We start from the raw sequence: 15472 nt of genomic DNA on the forward strand, positions 1-15472 counted from the left end.
TCAGGCGAGCACGAAGACGAACAGCGCCATGAACGCGAGGTTGATGAAGAACACCGCCTCGCAGAGACCGACGGTCAGGAAGAAGATCGTCTGCAGCCGGCCCTGGGCCTCGGGCTGGCGAGCCACACCCTGGATGTAGGACGAACCAGCCAGACCGTCACCGATACCGGCGCCGATCGCGCCACCGGCGAGGGCGATGCCACCACCGATGAAGGCGCCAGCGAGCTGAACTCCGGTGTCAGTTGCTGCCATGGGATTTCTCTCCTCTTGTCTAGCGCCGGGCGTGGCGCTCGGGGTTTACCTCTGGTGCGGTCCGGACCGGTCGGTCAGGACGCGGGAACGGGGGTCTTCTCCGCCGACTTGGCGTCGTGGCCGTGCTCCTCGGCGTGGTCGTCGCCGTGACCGGCACCGGCCATGGCGAAGTAGAGCACGGTCAGCAGGGCGAAGATGAAGGCCTGGATGCCGCCGATCGCCATGTCGAACAGCTTCCAGATCAGGTTCGGCGCCCACAGCACGTAGACCGGGAGCAGACCGATCAGCGCCAGCATGATGCCACCGGCGAAGATGTTGCCGAAGAGTCGAAGCGCCAGGGTGACCGGCTTGATGAGCTCTTCGAGGATGTTGAGCGGCGCGAGCAGCGGGCCGTTGGCGAAGAAGTGGCCGAAGTAGCCCCGCGCGCCCTGCTGGCGGATGCCGTAGACCCAGACGCTGACCATGGTGAGCAGCGCGAGCGCGTAGGTCAGGTTGGTGTCGGCCGTCGGCGCCGGCGTCAGGTGCGTGTCGTGGTTGAGCTCGGTCGGCAGCAGCTCGAGCCAGTTGGCGAACAGGATGAAGAAGAACAGTGAGATCGCCAGCGGGGTGACGTAGGGGTGCACCTTGCCGAGGTTGTCCGCGACCTGCTCGTTGACCTGCTTGACGATCGCCTCCCAGAACAGCTGGAGCTTGGTGGGGACGTGGTCGTCGGGGTTGCGGGTCAGCGCGCGCTTGGCCAGGAAGCCGAGGAGCAGCACCGCGACGCCGGCGATGGCCGTCGTCCAGATCGTGTCGAGGTTGAAGGTCATGAAGCCGCGGCCGGCCGTGACGTGGTGCCCGATCTCGATCTCGGTGTTGCGCTTCTCGTCCGAGGTGAGGTTGAGGACGGTGCCGGTCGCCAGCGCCGCCACGAACACCACGAGGCTCGCGATGCTGAGGTTACGCAGGGTCATCGCTCTTCAGCTCCTTCAGGAGGGTCAGGCTGGTCATCATCAGGGCGATCAGCCGGAACACGGCCAGGCCCAGCAGCACGCCGATGCCGTCGGGCCACATCAGCACGGCGGCGCCCACGGCCACCACCGAGAGCAGCGCGAGGCGGGAGATCGTGGAGCGGATCATCTGGCCCCGGCTCGGGTTCGAGCCGTTGGTGATGATCCGCAGCAGCCAGAACTCGGTGGCCAGGTGGTTGAGCAGGCCCAGCGCGACACCGATGGCCAGGGCGCCGGCGAGGCGCCACTCCCCCAGCTGGCCGATGATCCAGTACGACGCGACGGCCAGGCACAGGGCCACGGCGATGGTCTTGCGCTGGTCGCGCAGCACCCGGCCGACGGTGGCGCGGCCCTGGGGCAGCGCGGGCGCGGGTGCGTCCGAGGCGGCCTGCGGCTGCGCGAGGTCCTGGTCCTGCTGCGGCTCCTGCTCGAGGCGCTGCTCGGTCATGCGGCCACCTCGATCCGGCTCTGGTCCTGGCACGACGGGGCGTCAGCGCGACGCGGCGCGGACGCGCACGGCGAAACCGAGCGCACCGAGCGCCATCCCGAGGAAGACACCGACGACCGTGAACGCCGGGCTCGTGCCCGCAGCGCTGTCGATCCAGAGGCCGAGCAGCGTGCCGACCACGATCGCACCGACGAGGAGGCCTCCGAGACCGATGAGGTCACGGCCACTGAGGCCGTCGCCGGAGGCTGCATCCACGCCGCGAACCTAACACGGCGCGCCCCTGCCCCGATCGGGTGAAGAGGGGCAGTCGTCATCGTCGGCGGCCGTCCTGGTCGAGGGTGGAACTGAGAGCGTCCTGAGTGCTTGTGAAAACTAGCACAAAGTCCCCGTGCGCTTGGAACCGGGGTCGGCCTACCCTCTCAGTCCCGCTCGGCCGCCTGCAAGCGGGGGCCACGCAGCCGCGGCAGGAGGAAGGTCAGCACGATCGTCACCAGCGTCCCGGCCAGGAGGGCGGCGACCACCCACATGCCGCTGTAAAGGCTGGCCAGCACGGTGCCGAAGGCCACCAGCCCGGCCCACAGCCACATGATCAGCACCGCGCGGCGCTGGCTGTGGCCGATCTCGAGCATCCGGTGGTGCAGGTGCTGCTTGTCCGCCGCCATCGGCGAGCGCCCGGCCCGGGTGCGGCGCACCACGGCCAGGATCAGGTCGGCCAGCGGCACGATGAGCAGCGAGACCGGGAGCAGCACCGGCAGCAGGGTGGGCAGCAGGCTGGCCGACGAGCCGCCGCCGCCCTTGCTGAGCTGGTCGGGCGAGAACTGGCCCGAGAGCGTGACCGCGCTGGCCGAGAGGACCAGCCCGATGAGCATCGACCCGCTGTCGCCCATGAACAGCCGCGCCGGGTGGAAGTTGTGGACCAGGAACCCGGCGCAGGCCCCGGCCAGCGCGACGCTGAGGAACGCCGCGGTGGTGGCCCGCTCGGTGCCGTTGGCCACGGTCAGGGAGTAGCAGAAGACGAAGAAGGCCAGCGCGCCGATGCCGACCACCCCGGCGGCCAGCCCGTCGAGGCCGTCGACGAAGTTGACCGCGTTCATCGTCGCCACGACCAGGAGCCCGGCCAGCAGCTGCCCCTGCGCGTTGTCGACGGAGTAGACCTGGCCCTGGGCGTCGGTGAAGAACACGAACTGGATGCCGAAGGCGACCAGGAACCCCGCGGCCAGGACCTGCCCGCCCAGCTTGGTCAGCGCGTCGAGCTCGAACAGGTCGTCGAGCACGCCCACCGCGCAGATGAGGCAGCCCGCGATGAGCACGATCCCCGCGTCGCGGAAGACGAAGGGGCCGCTGAGGGAGAGGAACGGGAGCTCGCGGGCCACGAGGTACGCCGCGACCAGGCCGCCGAGCATGGCCAGGCCCCCGAGGTACGGGATCGGCTCGTCGTGCACGTCACGGTCGCGGACCCGGGCCACCGCGCCGGAGCGCAGGGCGATCTCGCGGGCGATGACCGTGAGCAGGTAGGTGACCGCGAAGGCCACCAGGAAGACGAGGACGTACTCCCTCACTCCGCCGGGCTCTCCCCGCCGGCGGGCTCGTCCTCCTGGTCGGGGCCGTCCGGCGCCGCCGCGGCGTCCGGATCCGGCAGGGGGTGGCCGAGCGGCTCGAGGACCTCGTTGAGCCGGGCCACGCTGATCGCGCCGACCCGCAGGACGCGGCCCGGGGTGGTGGTGGCGTCGACGATCGTGGAGGCCTCGCCGCCGGGCGACGTACCGCCGTCGACGAAGATGTCGACGTCGTCGCCGAGCATCTCCTCCGCCTGATCGACGTCGGTGGCGGCCGGGCGGCCGGTCAGGTTGGCCGAGCTGACCGCGAGCGGCCCGGTGCGGTTGAGCACCTCGAGCGCCACGTCGTGGTCGGGCATCCGGACCGCGACCGTGCCGCGGGTGTCGCCGAGGTCCCACTGGAGCGAGGTGTGGGCGTGGCAGACCAGGGTGAGCGCCCCGGGCCAGAACTCCTCGACCAGGCGCCGGGCCCAGGCCGGCACCTTGACGGCGAGGGCGTCGAGCGTGGTGGGCGCCGAGACGAGCACCGGCGGCGGCATGTCGCGGCCGCGGCCCTTGCTGTCGAGCAGCTCCTGCACGGCGTCCTTGTCGAAGGCGTCGGCGGCCAGGCCGTAGACGGTGTCGGTGGGCAGCACGACGAGCTCGCCACGCTGGATGGCGAGGCTCGCGGCCTCGACCGCGGCCTCGCGCTCCTCGTCGGTGGAGGTCGGGTAGCGCTGGGGCACGGAGGTCATGGTGCCAGTCGCGCGGTGGTGAAGCGCGCACGGCCCGCGAGGTCGGTGTGGTCGCGGACCTCGCTCCACCGACCCGTGGCGGTCAGGACGGCGGGCACCGCCTCGCCCTGGACGTCGGCGTGCTCGACCCCGAGCACGCCCCCGGGCCGCAGCAGCAGGGCCGCGCGGACGGCCAGTCGGCGGATGGCGTCGAGGCCGTCGTCGCCGGAGAACAGCGCCAGGTGCGGGTCGTGGTCGCGGGCCTCGGGCGCCACGGACTCCCAGGCCTCCAGCGGGACGTACGGCGGGTTGCAGACCACCACGTCGACGCCGCCGAGCAGGTCGTCGAAGGCCGTGAAGGCGTCCCCGAGCCGCAGGTCGACACCGGTGCCGGCCAGGTTGCGGGCGGCGTAGGCGTGCGCGGCCTCGTCGAGCTCGACGGCGTGCACCTCGACGTCGGGCGCCTCGTCCGCGACCGCCTTGGCGATGGCGCCCGAGCCCGTGCAGAGGTCGACCAGCACGCCGCCGTCCGGGGCCTGCTCGATGGCCCACCCGGCCAGCAGCTCGGTCTCGGGTCGGGGCGTGAACACGCCGGGACCGACCTCGAGCCGCACGTGCCGGAACCACGCCTCGCCCGTCAGGTGCTGCAGGGGCTCGCGGAGGGCCCGGCGCTCCAGCAGCCCGTCGTACGCCGCGAGCTCGCGTTCGCCCACCTCGTCCAGCAGGAACAACCGCCCCCGCGCGACGCCGACCACGTGCGCGAGGAGCTCCTCGGCGTCGTGCCGGGGGCTCGGCACGCCGGCGGCCTCCAGCCGCGCGGTCGCCGCGCCCAGCAGCGCCCGGGGCCTCACTGCTCGAGGGCCGCCAGCCGGTCGGCGAGGTCCATCTCCAGGCAGGATTCGAGGACGGGCTGGAGGTCGCCGTCCAGGACCTGGTCGAGGTTGTAGGACTTGTAGCCGGTGCGGTGGTCGGAGATGCGGTTCTCCGGGTAGTTGTAGGTGCGGATCCGCTCGGAGCGGTCCACGGTGCGCACCTGGCTGCGGCGGGCGTCGCTGGCGGCCGCGTCGGCCTCCTCCTGCGCCGCGACCAGGAGCCGGGCGCGCAGGATGCGCAGGGCCTGCTCCTTGTTCTGCAGCTGCGACTTCTCGTTCTGGCAGCTGACCACGATGCCGGTGGGCAGGTGGGTGATGCGGACCGCGGAGTCGGTGGTGTTGACGCTCTGGCCGCCGGGGCCGCTGGAGCGGAAGACGTCGATGCGCAGGTCGTTGTCGTTGACCTCCACGTCGACCTGCTCGGCCTCGGGCAGCACCAGGACGCCGGCCGCGCTGGTGTGCACCCGCCCCTGGGACTCGGTCACCGGGACCCGCTGGACGCGGTGCACGCCGCCCTCGAACTTGAGCAGGCCGTACGGCGCCTCGCCCGGCTCGGTGGCGCCCTTGGCCTTGACCGCGACGGTCACGGACTTGTAGCCGCCCAGGTCGGACTCGGCCGCGTCGAGGAGCTCGACCTTCCAGCCGCGGCGCTCGGCGTACCGGGAGTACATGCGCAGCAGGTCGCCGGCGAACAGCGCCGACTCCTCCCCGCCCTCACCGGACTTCACCTCGAGGATGGCGTCCTTGTCGTCGGCCGGGTCGCGCGGGACCAGGAGCAGCCGGAGCTTCTCCTCCGCCTCGTGACGGCGCTGGCCGAGGGTCTCGACCTCCTCGGCGAAGGCCTCGTCCTCCTTGGCCAGCTCACGGGCGGCCTCGACGTCACCGCCGAGGCTGTCCCACTCGTGCTTGGCGGCGAGGATGCGACTCAGCTCGGCGTAGCGCTGGTTGAGCCGCTTGGCCAGGCGCGCGTCGGCGTGCGTCTCCGGCGCGGCCAGCTGCTTCTCCAGCTCGCCGTGCTCGGCTGCCATCGTGTCGACCGCCTCGAACACCGGGACCTCCTCTCGCCGTACGGGTGGGTGGTGGAACAGGGGGTGAAATCGCCAGCGCCGACCCACGCCCTGACGGGCACGGGTCGGCGCTGGGGGGAAGCTACTTGCTGTCGGCCGCCGCTGCGTCCTTCTTCTGGGCCGCCTTGGCGTAGCGAGCCTCGAAGCGGGCCACGCGGCCGCCGGTGTCGAGGATCTTCTGCTTGCCCGTGTAGAACGGGTGGCACTGCGAGCAGACGTCGGCGTGGATCGCGCCGTTCTTCGCGGTGCTGCGCGTGGTGAACGACGCGCCGCAGGTGCAGGTGACCTGGGTGTCGTGGTAGTCCGGGTGGATGTCGGCCTTCATGGTGTCCTCTCTCGGCGCCCCGGGTCGTCAGCGCGGGACGCGCGACGTGAACCGGAGCCAGCAGTACATGCTAGGCAACGCCGCACCCACCCGTCACATTCCCGCCGACCGGGAGCCCCGCGAGGCTCAGACGGCGGCGCGGGCGAGCAGGGCCTCGACGCGCGAGGCGAGGTCCTTGGGGCTGAACGGCTTGGTGATGTAGTCGTCGGCACCGGAGTCGTAGCCGGTCTGCACGTCGGACTGCTGGGCGCGGGCGGTCAGCAGGATGACCGGGATGTCCTTGAGCGCCGGGTTGCTGCGGATCTCGCGGACCGCCTCGAGGCCGGTGAGCCCCGGCATCATCACGTCGAGGACCGCGAGGTCCGGGTGGGTGTCGCGGCAGGCGTCGACCGCGGCGCTGCCGTCGGCCACGGTGACGATCTGGTGACCGAGGGTGGCGAGCTTGAACTCCACGAGATCGCGGATGTCCACGTCGTCGTCAGCCACCACGATGAGCGCCACAGATGCTCCTTCTCCCCCGTCGGTCGCTGTCGAGTATCGACGCATCCGCACACCCCGCGCAGCCAAACGCCGAGGAAGTCGCGATCCGGCCCCGAGACCACCCGATCGGGTCCCCGGCACCGGGCCGGGGACCCTCCGAACGGGTGGTCCGGACGACGTGCCGGCTAGACGGAGGCCAGCAGCTCGTCGTTGGAGCCCGTCCTGGCGATCCGGTCGAGCAGCTCGCGCAGCGCCTCCTCGGGCGTCTTCGCGGCCAGCCGGGTGCGCAGCCGGTCCAGCGCCGCCGCCCGGGTGCCGAGCAGCGCCGCCTCGTGCCGGGTGCCGGACTGCGCCAGGTCCACGGCCGGGAAGACCCGGGCCTCGGCCAGGTCGCCGCTGAGCCGCAGCAGGAGGTTCTCGGTGCCGGTGAGCTCCTCGACCAGCAGCTCGTCGACCGCCGAGCCGCTGTCGACCAGCGCGGTGGCCAGGACAGTCAGCGAGCCGCCGTCCTCGAGGGTGCGGGCGGCGCCGAAGAAGCGCTTGGTCGGGTACAGCGACGCCGCGTCCACGCCGCCGGCCAGGGTGCGGCCCCCGGTCGAGGCGGTGAGGTTGTACGCGCGGCCGAGCCGGGTCAGCCCGTCCAGCAGCACGACCACGTCGTGGCCGAGCTCGACGAGCCGCTTGGCCCGCTCGATGGCCAGCTCGGCGACCGTGGTGTGGTCGGCCGGCGGGCGGTCGAACGTCGAGGCGATGACCTCGCCCTTGACGCTGCGCTGGAAGTCGGTGACCTCCTCGGGCCGCTCGTCGACGAGCACGACCATCAGGTGCGCCTCGGGGCTGTTGGCGGTCACGGCCGCGGCGACGGCCTGCAGGATCGTCGTCCGGCCCGAGCGCGCCGGCGCCACGATCAGCCCGCGCTGGCCCTTGCCCACCGGCGCGGCCAGGTCGAGCACCCGGCCGACCACGTCGTCCGCGCCCGTCTCCAGCCGCAGCCGCTCGCGCGGGTGCACCGGCGTCGCGGTGGTGAAGTCGACGCGGTTCTTGGCCGCGTCGGGGTCCGCGCCGTTGACCGCGTCGATGCGGACCATCGGGTTGAACTTCTCCTTGCGCTCCCCCTCGCGCGGCTGGCGCACCTGGCCCACGACCGCGTCGCCCCGGCGCAGGCCGTAGCGGCGCACCATCGACAGCGAGAGGTACACGTCGTCGACGCCCGGCAGGTAGCCGCTGGTCCGCACGAACGCGTAGTTGTCGAGCACGTCGAGGATCCCCGCCGCCGGCACCAGGACGTCGTCGTCGAGGATCGTGGTGTCCGGCTCGCTGCGGCTCCCGGGCTGGCGGGTGCGGTCGCGGTCGCGGCCCCGGCGGCGCCGGCTGCGGCGCCCGCCCTCGCCGTCCTCGTCGTCCGCGTCGACCGGCTCCGGCTCGCGCTGGGACTGCTGCGGCTGGTTGCGCTGCTGGTCCCGCTGCTGGTCCCGCTGCTGCTGGCCGTCGCGCTGCTGGTCCCGCTGCTGGTCCCGCTGCTGCTGGCCGTCGCGCTGCTGGTCCCGCTGCTGGTTGCCCTGCTGGTTGCCCTGCTGGTCCCGCTGCGGGCGGCTCTGCTGGCGGTCGCGCTGGGCCTGCTGGTCGCGCTGGGCCTGCTGGTCCTTCTGCTGATCCTTCTGCTGGTCCTTCTGCTGGTCCCGCTGCCGCTCCTGGCGCTCGGGCTGCCGCTCCTGGCGCTCCTGCCGCTCCTGGCGCTCCTGCCGCTCCTGGCGCTCCTGCCGCTCCGGCTGCCGCTCGGGCTGGCGCTCCCGGCGCTCGGGCTGGGGCTCGGCCTTGACCTCGGCGCGACGCGGCTGCTCGCGCGTCTCGGTGGGCAGCGCCGGCTGGGCCTGGGCGGCCTTGATGGCGTCGACGAGCTGGGCCTTCTTCATCGACCCGGAGCCCTTGATGCCGAGGCCGCCGGCCATCGACTTCAGGTCGGCGAGCAGCATGCCGCCCAGGCCGCCGCTCTTCTTGGCCGCCTTCTTCACCGGCTTCTCAGCGCTGGGCTGGGCGGCGGGGGCGGCGGTGGTCTCGTTGTCTGCTTCGGTCACGGTGGTCCTTCGCTGTGCCGGCGCAACCTGCACGACAGGGGCCGGCACGAGAGTGGAAGTGGTGCACCTCAGATGCGGTGCCGCGCCGACAGATCCGGCGCTGGGCCGAACATATCAGGACGGTTCGACCCGGGCGCCGTCGGCGCTGACCGGCAGCCGGAGGTGGCGCCAGCCGTCCGGGGCGTACGCCGCGAGGTCGGCCCCGGCGCCGTCCTCCCCCGCCACCAGCACGAGCACCGTCGGCCCGGCGCCGGACACCACGGCGGCGTGGCCGTCGGCGCGCAGCCGGTCGACCAGGTCGAGGGAGGCGGGCATGGCGGGGCGGCGGTACTCCTGGTGCAGCCGGTCGCGGGTGGCCCGCCACAGCTGGTCGGTCCGGCCGGCGAGGGCGGCCACGAGCAGGGCGGCGGCGCCGGCGTCGGCCGCGGCGTCGGCGTGCGGGACGCTCGCCGGCAACAGCCCGCGCGCGACCTCGGTCGACAGGGGCTCGGGCGGCAGGAACACGACGGCGGAGACCTGCGGGTCCACGGGCGAGCCGACGGCGTACAGCTCGCCGCGCTCGTCGGTCCCGGACAGCACGAACCCGCCGTGCAGCGCCGGCGCCACGTTGTCGGGGTGGCCCTCCTGGTCGACGGCCAGCGCCAGGAGGTCGTCGTCGGACAGGCGCTCGGGCCCGGACACCACGAGCGCGCGGGCGAGCACCAGGCCGCCGACGATCGCGGCCGAGGACGAGCCGAGGCCGCGGGCGTGCGGGATGGCGTTGCGGCACGACAGCCGCAGTCCGGAGGGCCGTTCGCCGAGGGCGTCGAAGGCCAGCCGCATGGCCCGCAGGACCAGGTGGGTCTCGTCCAGCGGCACCGACCCGGCGCCCTCCCCCACGACGTCCACCCCGATGCCGGTGTCGGTCAGCTCGCCCTCGAGCTCGTCGCGCAGGCCCAGGGCCAGGCCCAGGCAGTCGAAGCCCGGACCGAGGTTGGCGGAGGTGGCGGGGACCGTGACCCGGACGCTCACGCGAGCCCGGCGGCCTCCGCCGCCGCGGTCACGTCGGCGTCGACCACCGACTCGACCATCGGCCCGAACCCCTCGAGCGCCGTGACCGTGTCCTTGAGCCCGTGGCCGGTGACGGTCACGACGACCGTGCTGCCGGCGTAGGAGTCCCCCGCGGCCACGTCGGCCAGCAGGCCCGCGACGCCGGCCGCGGAGGCGGGCTCCACGAACACGCCGTCGTGGCCGGCCAGGTCGCGCTGGGCGGCCAGGATCTGGTCGTCACTCAGCGCCCGGAACCGGCCGCCGGACTCGTGGGCGGCGACCTCGGCCAGCTTCCACGAGGCCGGGTTGCCGATCCGGATCGCGGTGGCCCTGGTCTCGGGGTCGGGGAACGGCTCGCCGGTCACCAGCGGCGACGCGCCCTCGGCCTGGAAGCCGTGCATGCGCGGGCGGCGGGTGGCCTCGCCGAGCTCGAGGTACTGCGTGTAGCCGAGCCAGTACGCCGAGATGTTGCCGGCGTTGCCGACCGGCAGCAGGTGGTAGTCCGGGGCGTCGCCGAGGAAGTCCACGATCTCGAACGCCGCGGTCTTCTGCCCCTCGAGGCGGACGGGGTTCACCGAGTTCACGAGGGCGACGGGGTACTCCCACGCGAGGCCCTTGGCCAGCCCCAGGCAGTCGTCGAAGTTGCCGCGGACCATGATCACGCGGGCGCCGTGCAGGATCGCCTGGGCCATCTTGCCGGCCGCGATCTTGCCCTCGGGGACCAGGACGAGCGGGGTGAGCCCGGCCTTCGCGGCGTACGCCGCCATGGACGCGCTGGTGTTGCCTGTGGAGGCGCACACCACGGCCTCGGCCCCCTCGTGCACCGCGACCGAGATCGCGGCGGTCATGCCACGGTCCTTGAACGAGCCGGTCGGGTTGTCGCCCTCGACCTTGAGCCAGACGTCCGCGCCGCTGTGCCCGGACAGCCACTCGGAGTGCACCAGCGGGGTGCCCCCCTCGCGCAGCGTGACCGCGGCGACGCCGTCGGGGAGGTCGAGGAGGTCGCGGTACTCCTCGACGACCCCGCGCCACTGGTGGGTGCGCCCGGTGCTCACTCCTCGCCGCCTTCCACGCGCATCACCGAGGTGACCTCGCGGACGATGTCCATGCCGCGCAGGTGCTCCACGGTCGCGGCCAGCGCGGCGTCGGTGGCGCTGTGGCTGACCACGACCAGCTGGGCGTCGTCGTCGCGGCCCTCCTGGCGCACGGTCTGGATGGAGACGCCGTGCTCGGCGAAGGCCTGGGCGACGGTGGCCAGCACACCGGCCTTGTCGTCGACGTCGATGGCCACGTGGTAGCGCGTCGTGGTCTCGCCCATGGGCAGCACCGCGCGGTCGGCGTACGCCGACTCGCCGGCGCCGCGCTTGTCGGCCAGCACGTTGCGGGCCACCGTGACCAGGTCGCCGAGGACCGCGGAGGCCGTGGGCGCGCCGCCGGCGCCGGGGCCGTAGAACATGAGCTGGCCCGCCGCCTGGGACTCCACGAAGACGGCGTTGTAGGCCTCGCGGACCGAGGCCAGCGGGTGGCTGCGCGGGATCATCGCCGGGTGCACGCGGACGGCGACCGCGTCGTCCTTCAGCTCGCAGATCGCGAGCAGCTTGACCACCGAGCCCATGTCGCGCGCGGACTGCACGTCGGCCGCGGTGACCTCCGAGATGCCCTCGCGGTGCACGTCGGAGGCGGTGACGCGGGAGTGGAAGGCCAGCGAGGCCAGGATCGCGGCCTTGGCCGCGGCGTCGAAGCCCTCGACGTCGGCGGTGGGGTCGGCCTCGGCGTACCCGAGCTCCTGGGCCTCCTCCAGCGCCTCGGCGAAGCCGGCGCCGGAGCTGTCCATCTTGTCCAGGATGAAGTTGGTGGTGCCGTTCACGATGCCGAGGACCCGGGTCACGGTGTCGCCGGCCAGCGACTCGCGCAGCGGCCGGATGATCGGGATCGCACCCGCCACGGCGGCCTCGAAGTAGAGGTCGCGGCCGGCCTTCTCGGCCGCCTCGTAGAGGGTCGGGCCGTCCTCGGCCAGCAGCGCCTTGTTGGCGGTTACCACGCTGGCGCCGTTCTCGAGCGCCGAGAGGATGAGCGAGCGCGCCGGCTCGATGCCGCCGATGACCTCGATCACCAGGTCGACGTCGTCGCGGGCCACCAGCCCCTGGGCGTCGGTGGTGAGCAGCCCCTCGGGCACGTCGACCTCGCGGGCCGCGTCGAGGCGGCGTACGGCGACCCCGACCAGCTCCAGCGGCGCACCGACCCGGGCGGCCAGGTCCCCGGCCTGCTCCTGCAGCAGGCGCACGACCTGCGAGCCGACCGAGCCGCAGCCCAGCACGGCGACCTTCAGCGGTGTGCTCACGCGTCGATCCCTACATCAGTGGACAGGAGGTCGTCCAACGTCTCCCGGCGCACGACGACCCGGGAGACGCCGTCACGGACCGCCACGACCGGCGGGCGCAGGAGGTGGTTGTAGTTGGAGGCCATGGAGCGGCAGTAGGCGCCCGTGCCGGGTACGGCCACCAGGTCGCCGGGGCGCACGTCGCCGGGGAGGAACTCGTCCTTGACCACCACGTCGCCGGCCTCGCAGTGCTTGCCGACCAGCCGGCTGAGCACGGGCGCCGCGTCGGAGCTCCGGCTGGCCAGCGTGCAGGAGTAGTCGGCGTCGTACAGCGCGGTGCGGATGTTGTCGCTCATGCCGCCGTCCACGCTGACGTAGGAGCGCGAGGAGCCGCCGTCGAGCGCGACCTCCTTGACCGTGCCGACCTCGTAGACCGTGCACACCGCCGGGCCGACGATGGAGCGGCCGGGCTCGATGGACAGGTGCGGCTCGGGGATGCCGAGGGCGCGGCACTCGTGCTCGACGATCGTGGTCATCTCCGTGGCCAGCTGCGCGGGGTCCGAGGGGTCGTCCTGGGTCGTGTAGGCGATGCCGAAGCCGCCGCCGAGGTCCATCTCGGGCAGCTCCACGCCGAGCTCGTCGGACACGCGGGCGTGCAGGGCGAGCACCCGTCGGGCGGCCACCTCGAAGCCGGCGGAGTCGAAGATCTGGCTGCCGATGTGGCTGTGCAGGCCGCGCAGCTCGAGGCTCTCGGCCGCGAGCACGCGCTGCACGGCGTCGTACGCCGCGCCGTTGGTGATCGAGAAGCCGAACTTCTGGTCCTCGTGGGCCGTGGCGATGTACTCGTGGGTGTGCGCCTCGACGCCGGCCGTCACGCGCACGAGCACCGGCTGGGTCCGCCCGAGCTCCCGCGCCACCTCGGCCAGCCGCTCGATCTCGTGGAAGGAGTCCACGATGATGCGCCCGACCCCGAGCTCGACCGCGCGCTCGAGCTCGGCCGGCGACTTGTTGTTGCCGTGGAAGCCGACCCGCGCCATCGGGAAGCCGGCCCGCTCGGCCACCGCCAGCTCGCCGCCGCTGCAGACGTCGAGGCTGAGCCCCTCCTCGGCCACCCACCGGGCCACCGTCGTGCAGAGGAACGCCTTGCCGGCGTAGAAGACGTCGTAGGTGCGGAACGCGTCGCGGAAGGCCCGGGCACGGGCGCGGAAGTCGGCCTCGTCGAGGACGTACGCCGGCGAGCCGTGCTCGCGCACCAGGTCGGTCAGCGCGACGCCGCCGACGTGCAGGACGCCGGCCTCCTTGGACGCGGTCTGCGACCACAGCGGCTCGACGAGGGCGTTGGCATCGCCGGGCGTGCGCAGCCACGCGGGCGCCCGGAGCGCCCCGGAGGCGTGCGCCCAGCCCGCCTCGTGGGTGGTGCTCACATCCGCTCCGGCGCGCTCACGCCGAGCAGGCCCAGGCCGTTGGCCAGCACGGTGCGGGTCGCCGCGACCAGCACGAGCCGGGCGCGGTGCAGGTCGGTCGGCTCCTCGTCGCCCATCGGCAGCACCCGGCAGTTGTCGTAGAAGCGGTGGTAGGAGCCCGCGAGGTCCTCGAGGTAGCGCGCGATCCGGTGCGGCTCGCGCAGCTGGCAGGCCGTCTCCACCACGCGCGGGAACTCCGCGAGGGCCCGCAGCAGCTCGCCCTCCTTCTCGTGGGTGAGCAACTCCGGGTGCGACTCCGGCGCCAGGCCGAGCGCCGCGGCGTTCTCGAGCAGGGAGGAGTTGCGGGAGTGGGCGTACTGCACGTAGTAGACCGGGTTGTCGCTCGAGGCCTTCGCCCACAGGTCGAGGTCCAGGTCGATCGTGGAGTCGCTGGTGTAGCGGGCCAGCGCGTAGCGGGCCGCGTCCACGCCGATGGCCTCGACCAGGTCGTCGATGGTGATGACCGTCCCGGCCCGCTTGGACATCCGCAGGGGCTCGCCGTCGCGCAGCAGGTTGACCAGCTGGCCGATGAGGATCTCGAGGTTGACGCCCGGCTGGTCGCCGAACGCCGCGCACATGGCCATCATCCGGCCGACGTACCCGTGGTGGTCCGCGCCCAGCATGATGAAGCAGCGGTCGAAGCCGCGCTCGCGCTTGTCGAGGTAGTAGGCCAGGTCGCCGGAGAGGTACGCCGGCTGCCCGTTGCTCCGGACGATGACCCGGTCCTTGTCGTCACCGAACCTCTCGGTGGCCAGCCACAGCGCGCCGTCGGCCTCGTAGGTGTTGCCCAGCGCCCGCAGCCGCTCGATGGCCCGGTCGACGGCGCCGCTCTTGTGCAGGTCGTCCTCGTGGAAGAAGACGTCGAAGCTCACCCGGAAGTCGATGAGGCTCTGCTTGACCTCCGCGAACATCATCTCGACGCCCTCGTTGCGGAAGACCTCCTGCGCCTGCTCGTCGGGCAGGTCGAGGACGTCGGGGCGCTTGGCGATGACTGCCTGGGCGATCTCGCTGATGTAGTCGCCGCCGTAGCCGTCCTCCGGCGCCGGCAGCCCCTTGGCGTTGGCCAGCAGCGAGGAGCTGAACCGGTCGATCTGGGCGCCGTGGTCGTTGAAGTAGTACTCCCGCGTCACCGCCGCGCCGCAGAACTCGAAGACCCGGCCCAGCGCGTCGCCCACCGCCGCCCACCGGACGCCGCCGATGTGCAGCGGGCCCGTGGGGTTGGCGCTGACGAACTCGAGGTTGATGTTCTCCCCCGCCATCGACTCGCTGGCGCCGTACCGCGCACCCGCCGCCACGACCTGCTCGGCCACCACGCCCTGCGCGCCGGCCTCGACGTGGATGTTGAGGAAGCCAGGGCCCGCGATGTCGACGCCGGCCACGCCCGCCACCTGCCGCAGCCGCTCCTGCACCAGCGTGGCCAGGTCGCGCGGGTTCATGCCCGCCTTCTTGCCCAGCTGCAGCGCGACGTTGGTCGCGTAGTCGCCGTGCTCCCGCACCCGGGGTCGCTCCACCGTCACCGCACTCGGCACACCGTCCGGCAGGGTGAGCACACCCTCGCCGGACAGCGTCGCCAGCACGTCGACGATCGCGGCGGACAGCTGCTCGGGAGTCACCGGCCAAGCCTATCGGCGCCCCCGCGCCCACCCCGCACCAGTTTCTCCGCGCGGACAGCCGCCCGGTATGGTTCCGAACCTGAGCCCCCGTAGCTCAGGGGATAGAGCACCGCCCTCCGGAGGCGGGAGCGTAGGTTCGAATCCTACCGGGGGTACACACTCGCTCCGCTCGCTCGCGGCACCCCCGTCCGGGTCCGCCGCCATGCTCCCGCCTCCGGAGGGCAGCGCTCGAACCGGTCTGTGTCGTCCGGCGGGGTGCCGCCGCTCTGG

General features: G+C 72.9%; 16 protein-coding genes and 1 tRNA gene. 1 reads left to right on the plus strand and 16 read right to left on the minus strand.

The genetic code is table 11. The features are described 5' to 3' along the window. The 16 genes from G5V58_RS14575 to argS form a co-directional block, all read right to left on the minus strand. Complete coding sequence (locus G5V58_RS14575) at positions 1–252, minus strand: F0F1 ATP synthase subunit C (RefSeq protein ID WP_165234107.1); 252 nt, start codon at positions 250–252, stop codon at positions 1–3. Between the two features lie 74 nt (positions 253–326). Continuing rightward, complete coding sequence (atpB, locus tag G5V58_RS14580) at positions 327–1205, minus strand: F0F1 ATP synthase subunit A (protein WP_165234109.1); 879 nt, start codon at positions 1203–1205, stop codon at positions 327–329. After that, on the minus strand, positions 1192–1689 hold the full coding sequence (locus G5V58_RS14585) for a hypothetical protein (protein WP_165234111.1): 498 nt from the start codon (positions 1687–1689) through the stop codon (positions 1192–1194). Before G5V58_RS14585 ends, atpB begins: the two co-directional genes overlap by 14 nt. A 42-nt stretch (positions 1690–1731) precedes the next feature. Beyond that, entirely contained in the window at positions 1732–1944 is a 213-nt protein-coding gene (locus G5V58_RS14590) for an AtpZ/AtpI family protein (RefSeq protein ID WP_230486639.1), read from the minus strand. A gap of 164 nt (positions 1945–2108) precedes the next feature. Then, entirely contained in the window at positions 2109–3248 is a 1140-nt protein-coding gene (locus G5V58_RS14595; RefSeq protein ID WP_165234113.1) for a glycosyltransferase family 4 protein, read from the minus strand. After that, a complete protein-coding gene (locus G5V58_RS14600) occupies positions 3245–3970 on the minus strand; it encodes an L-threonylcarbamoyladenylate synthase (protein WP_230486640.1) in 726 nt (241 codons plus the stop codon). The genes G5V58_RS14595 and G5V58_RS14600 overlap by 4 nt, the downstream gene beginning before the upstream one ends. Before the next feature lie 5 nt (positions 3971–3975). After that, positions 3976–4809 carry a peptide chain release factor N(5)-glutamine methyltransferase gene (prmC, locus tag G5V58_RS14605; RefSeq protein ID WP_165234117.1) on the minus strand — a complete coding sequence of 278 codons (834 nt, stop codon included), beginning with the start codon at positions 4807–4809 and terminating at the stop codon, positions 3976–3978. After that, positions 4806–5879 carry a peptide chain release factor 1 gene (prfA, locus tag G5V58_RS14610; protein WP_165234120.1) on the minus strand — a complete coding sequence of 358 codons (1074 nt, stop codon included), beginning with the start codon at positions 5877–5879 and terminating at the stop codon, positions 4806–4808. The genes prmC and prfA overlap by 4 nt, the downstream gene beginning before the upstream one ends. Positions 5880–5979: 100 nt before the next feature. Then, positions 5980–6222 (minus strand): 50S ribosomal protein L31, encoded by a 243-nt coding sequence (rpmE, locus tag G5V58_RS14615; protein ID WP_165234123.1) that lies wholly within the window; start codon positions 6220–6222, stop codon positions 5980–5982. Positions 6223–6348: 126 nt separating this feature from the next. Beyond that, positions 6349–6723, minus strand: coding sequence for a response regulator transcription factor (locus G5V58_RS14620; protein WP_196240513.1), 375 nt, complete (start codon positions 6721–6723; stop codon positions 6349–6351). Between the two features lie 164 nt (positions 6724–6887). Next, positions 6888–8777: a transcription termination factor Rho gene (gene rho, locus G5V58_RS14625; protein WP_329957526.1), complete on the minus strand. Its 1890-nt coding sequence runs from the start codon at positions 8775–8777 to the stop codon at positions 6888–6890. A gap of 114 nt (positions 8778–8891) precedes the next feature. Continuing rightward, positions 8892–9788, minus strand: coding sequence for a homoserine kinase (thrB, locus tag G5V58_RS14630; protein ID WP_165234129.1), 897 nt, complete (start codon positions 9786–9788; stop codon positions 8892–8894). Continuing rightward, entirely contained in the window at positions 9785–10861 is a 1077-nt protein-coding gene (gene thrC / locus G5V58_RS14635; RefSeq protein WP_165234132.1) for a threonine synthase, read from the minus strand. Before thrC ends, thrB begins: the two co-directional genes overlap by 4 nt. Further along, a complete protein-coding gene (locus tag G5V58_RS14640) occupies positions 10858–12147 on the minus strand; it encodes a homoserine dehydrogenase (RefSeq protein ID WP_165234135.1) in 1290 nt (429 codons plus the stop codon). Before G5V58_RS14640 ends, thrC begins: the two co-directional genes overlap by 4 nt. Next, entirely contained in the window at positions 12144–13550 is a 1407-nt protein-coding gene (lysA, locus tag G5V58_RS14645) for a diaminopimelate decarboxylase (RefSeq protein WP_165234138.1), read from the minus strand. The genes G5V58_RS14640 and lysA overlap by 4 nt, the downstream gene beginning before the upstream one ends. Then, a complete protein-coding gene (gene argS, locus G5V58_RS14650) occupies positions 13547–15202 on the minus strand; it encodes an arginine--tRNA ligase (protein WP_165234141.1) in 1656 nt (551 codons plus the stop codon). Before argS ends, lysA begins: the two co-directional genes overlap by 4 nt. A gap of 83 nt (positions 15203–15285) precedes the next feature. On the opposite strand from argS, the gene G5V58_RS14655 reads away from it, so the two are divergent. After that, positions 15286–15357: transfer RNA gene (locus G5V58_RS14655), tRNA-Arg, on the plus strand. Positions 15358–15472 lie beyond the last annotated feature (115 nt).

The organism is Nocardioides anomalus (assembly GCF_011046535.1).
GTDB lineage: Bacteria > Actinomycetota > Actinomycetes > Propionibacteriales > Nocardioidaceae > Nocardioides > Nocardioides anomalus.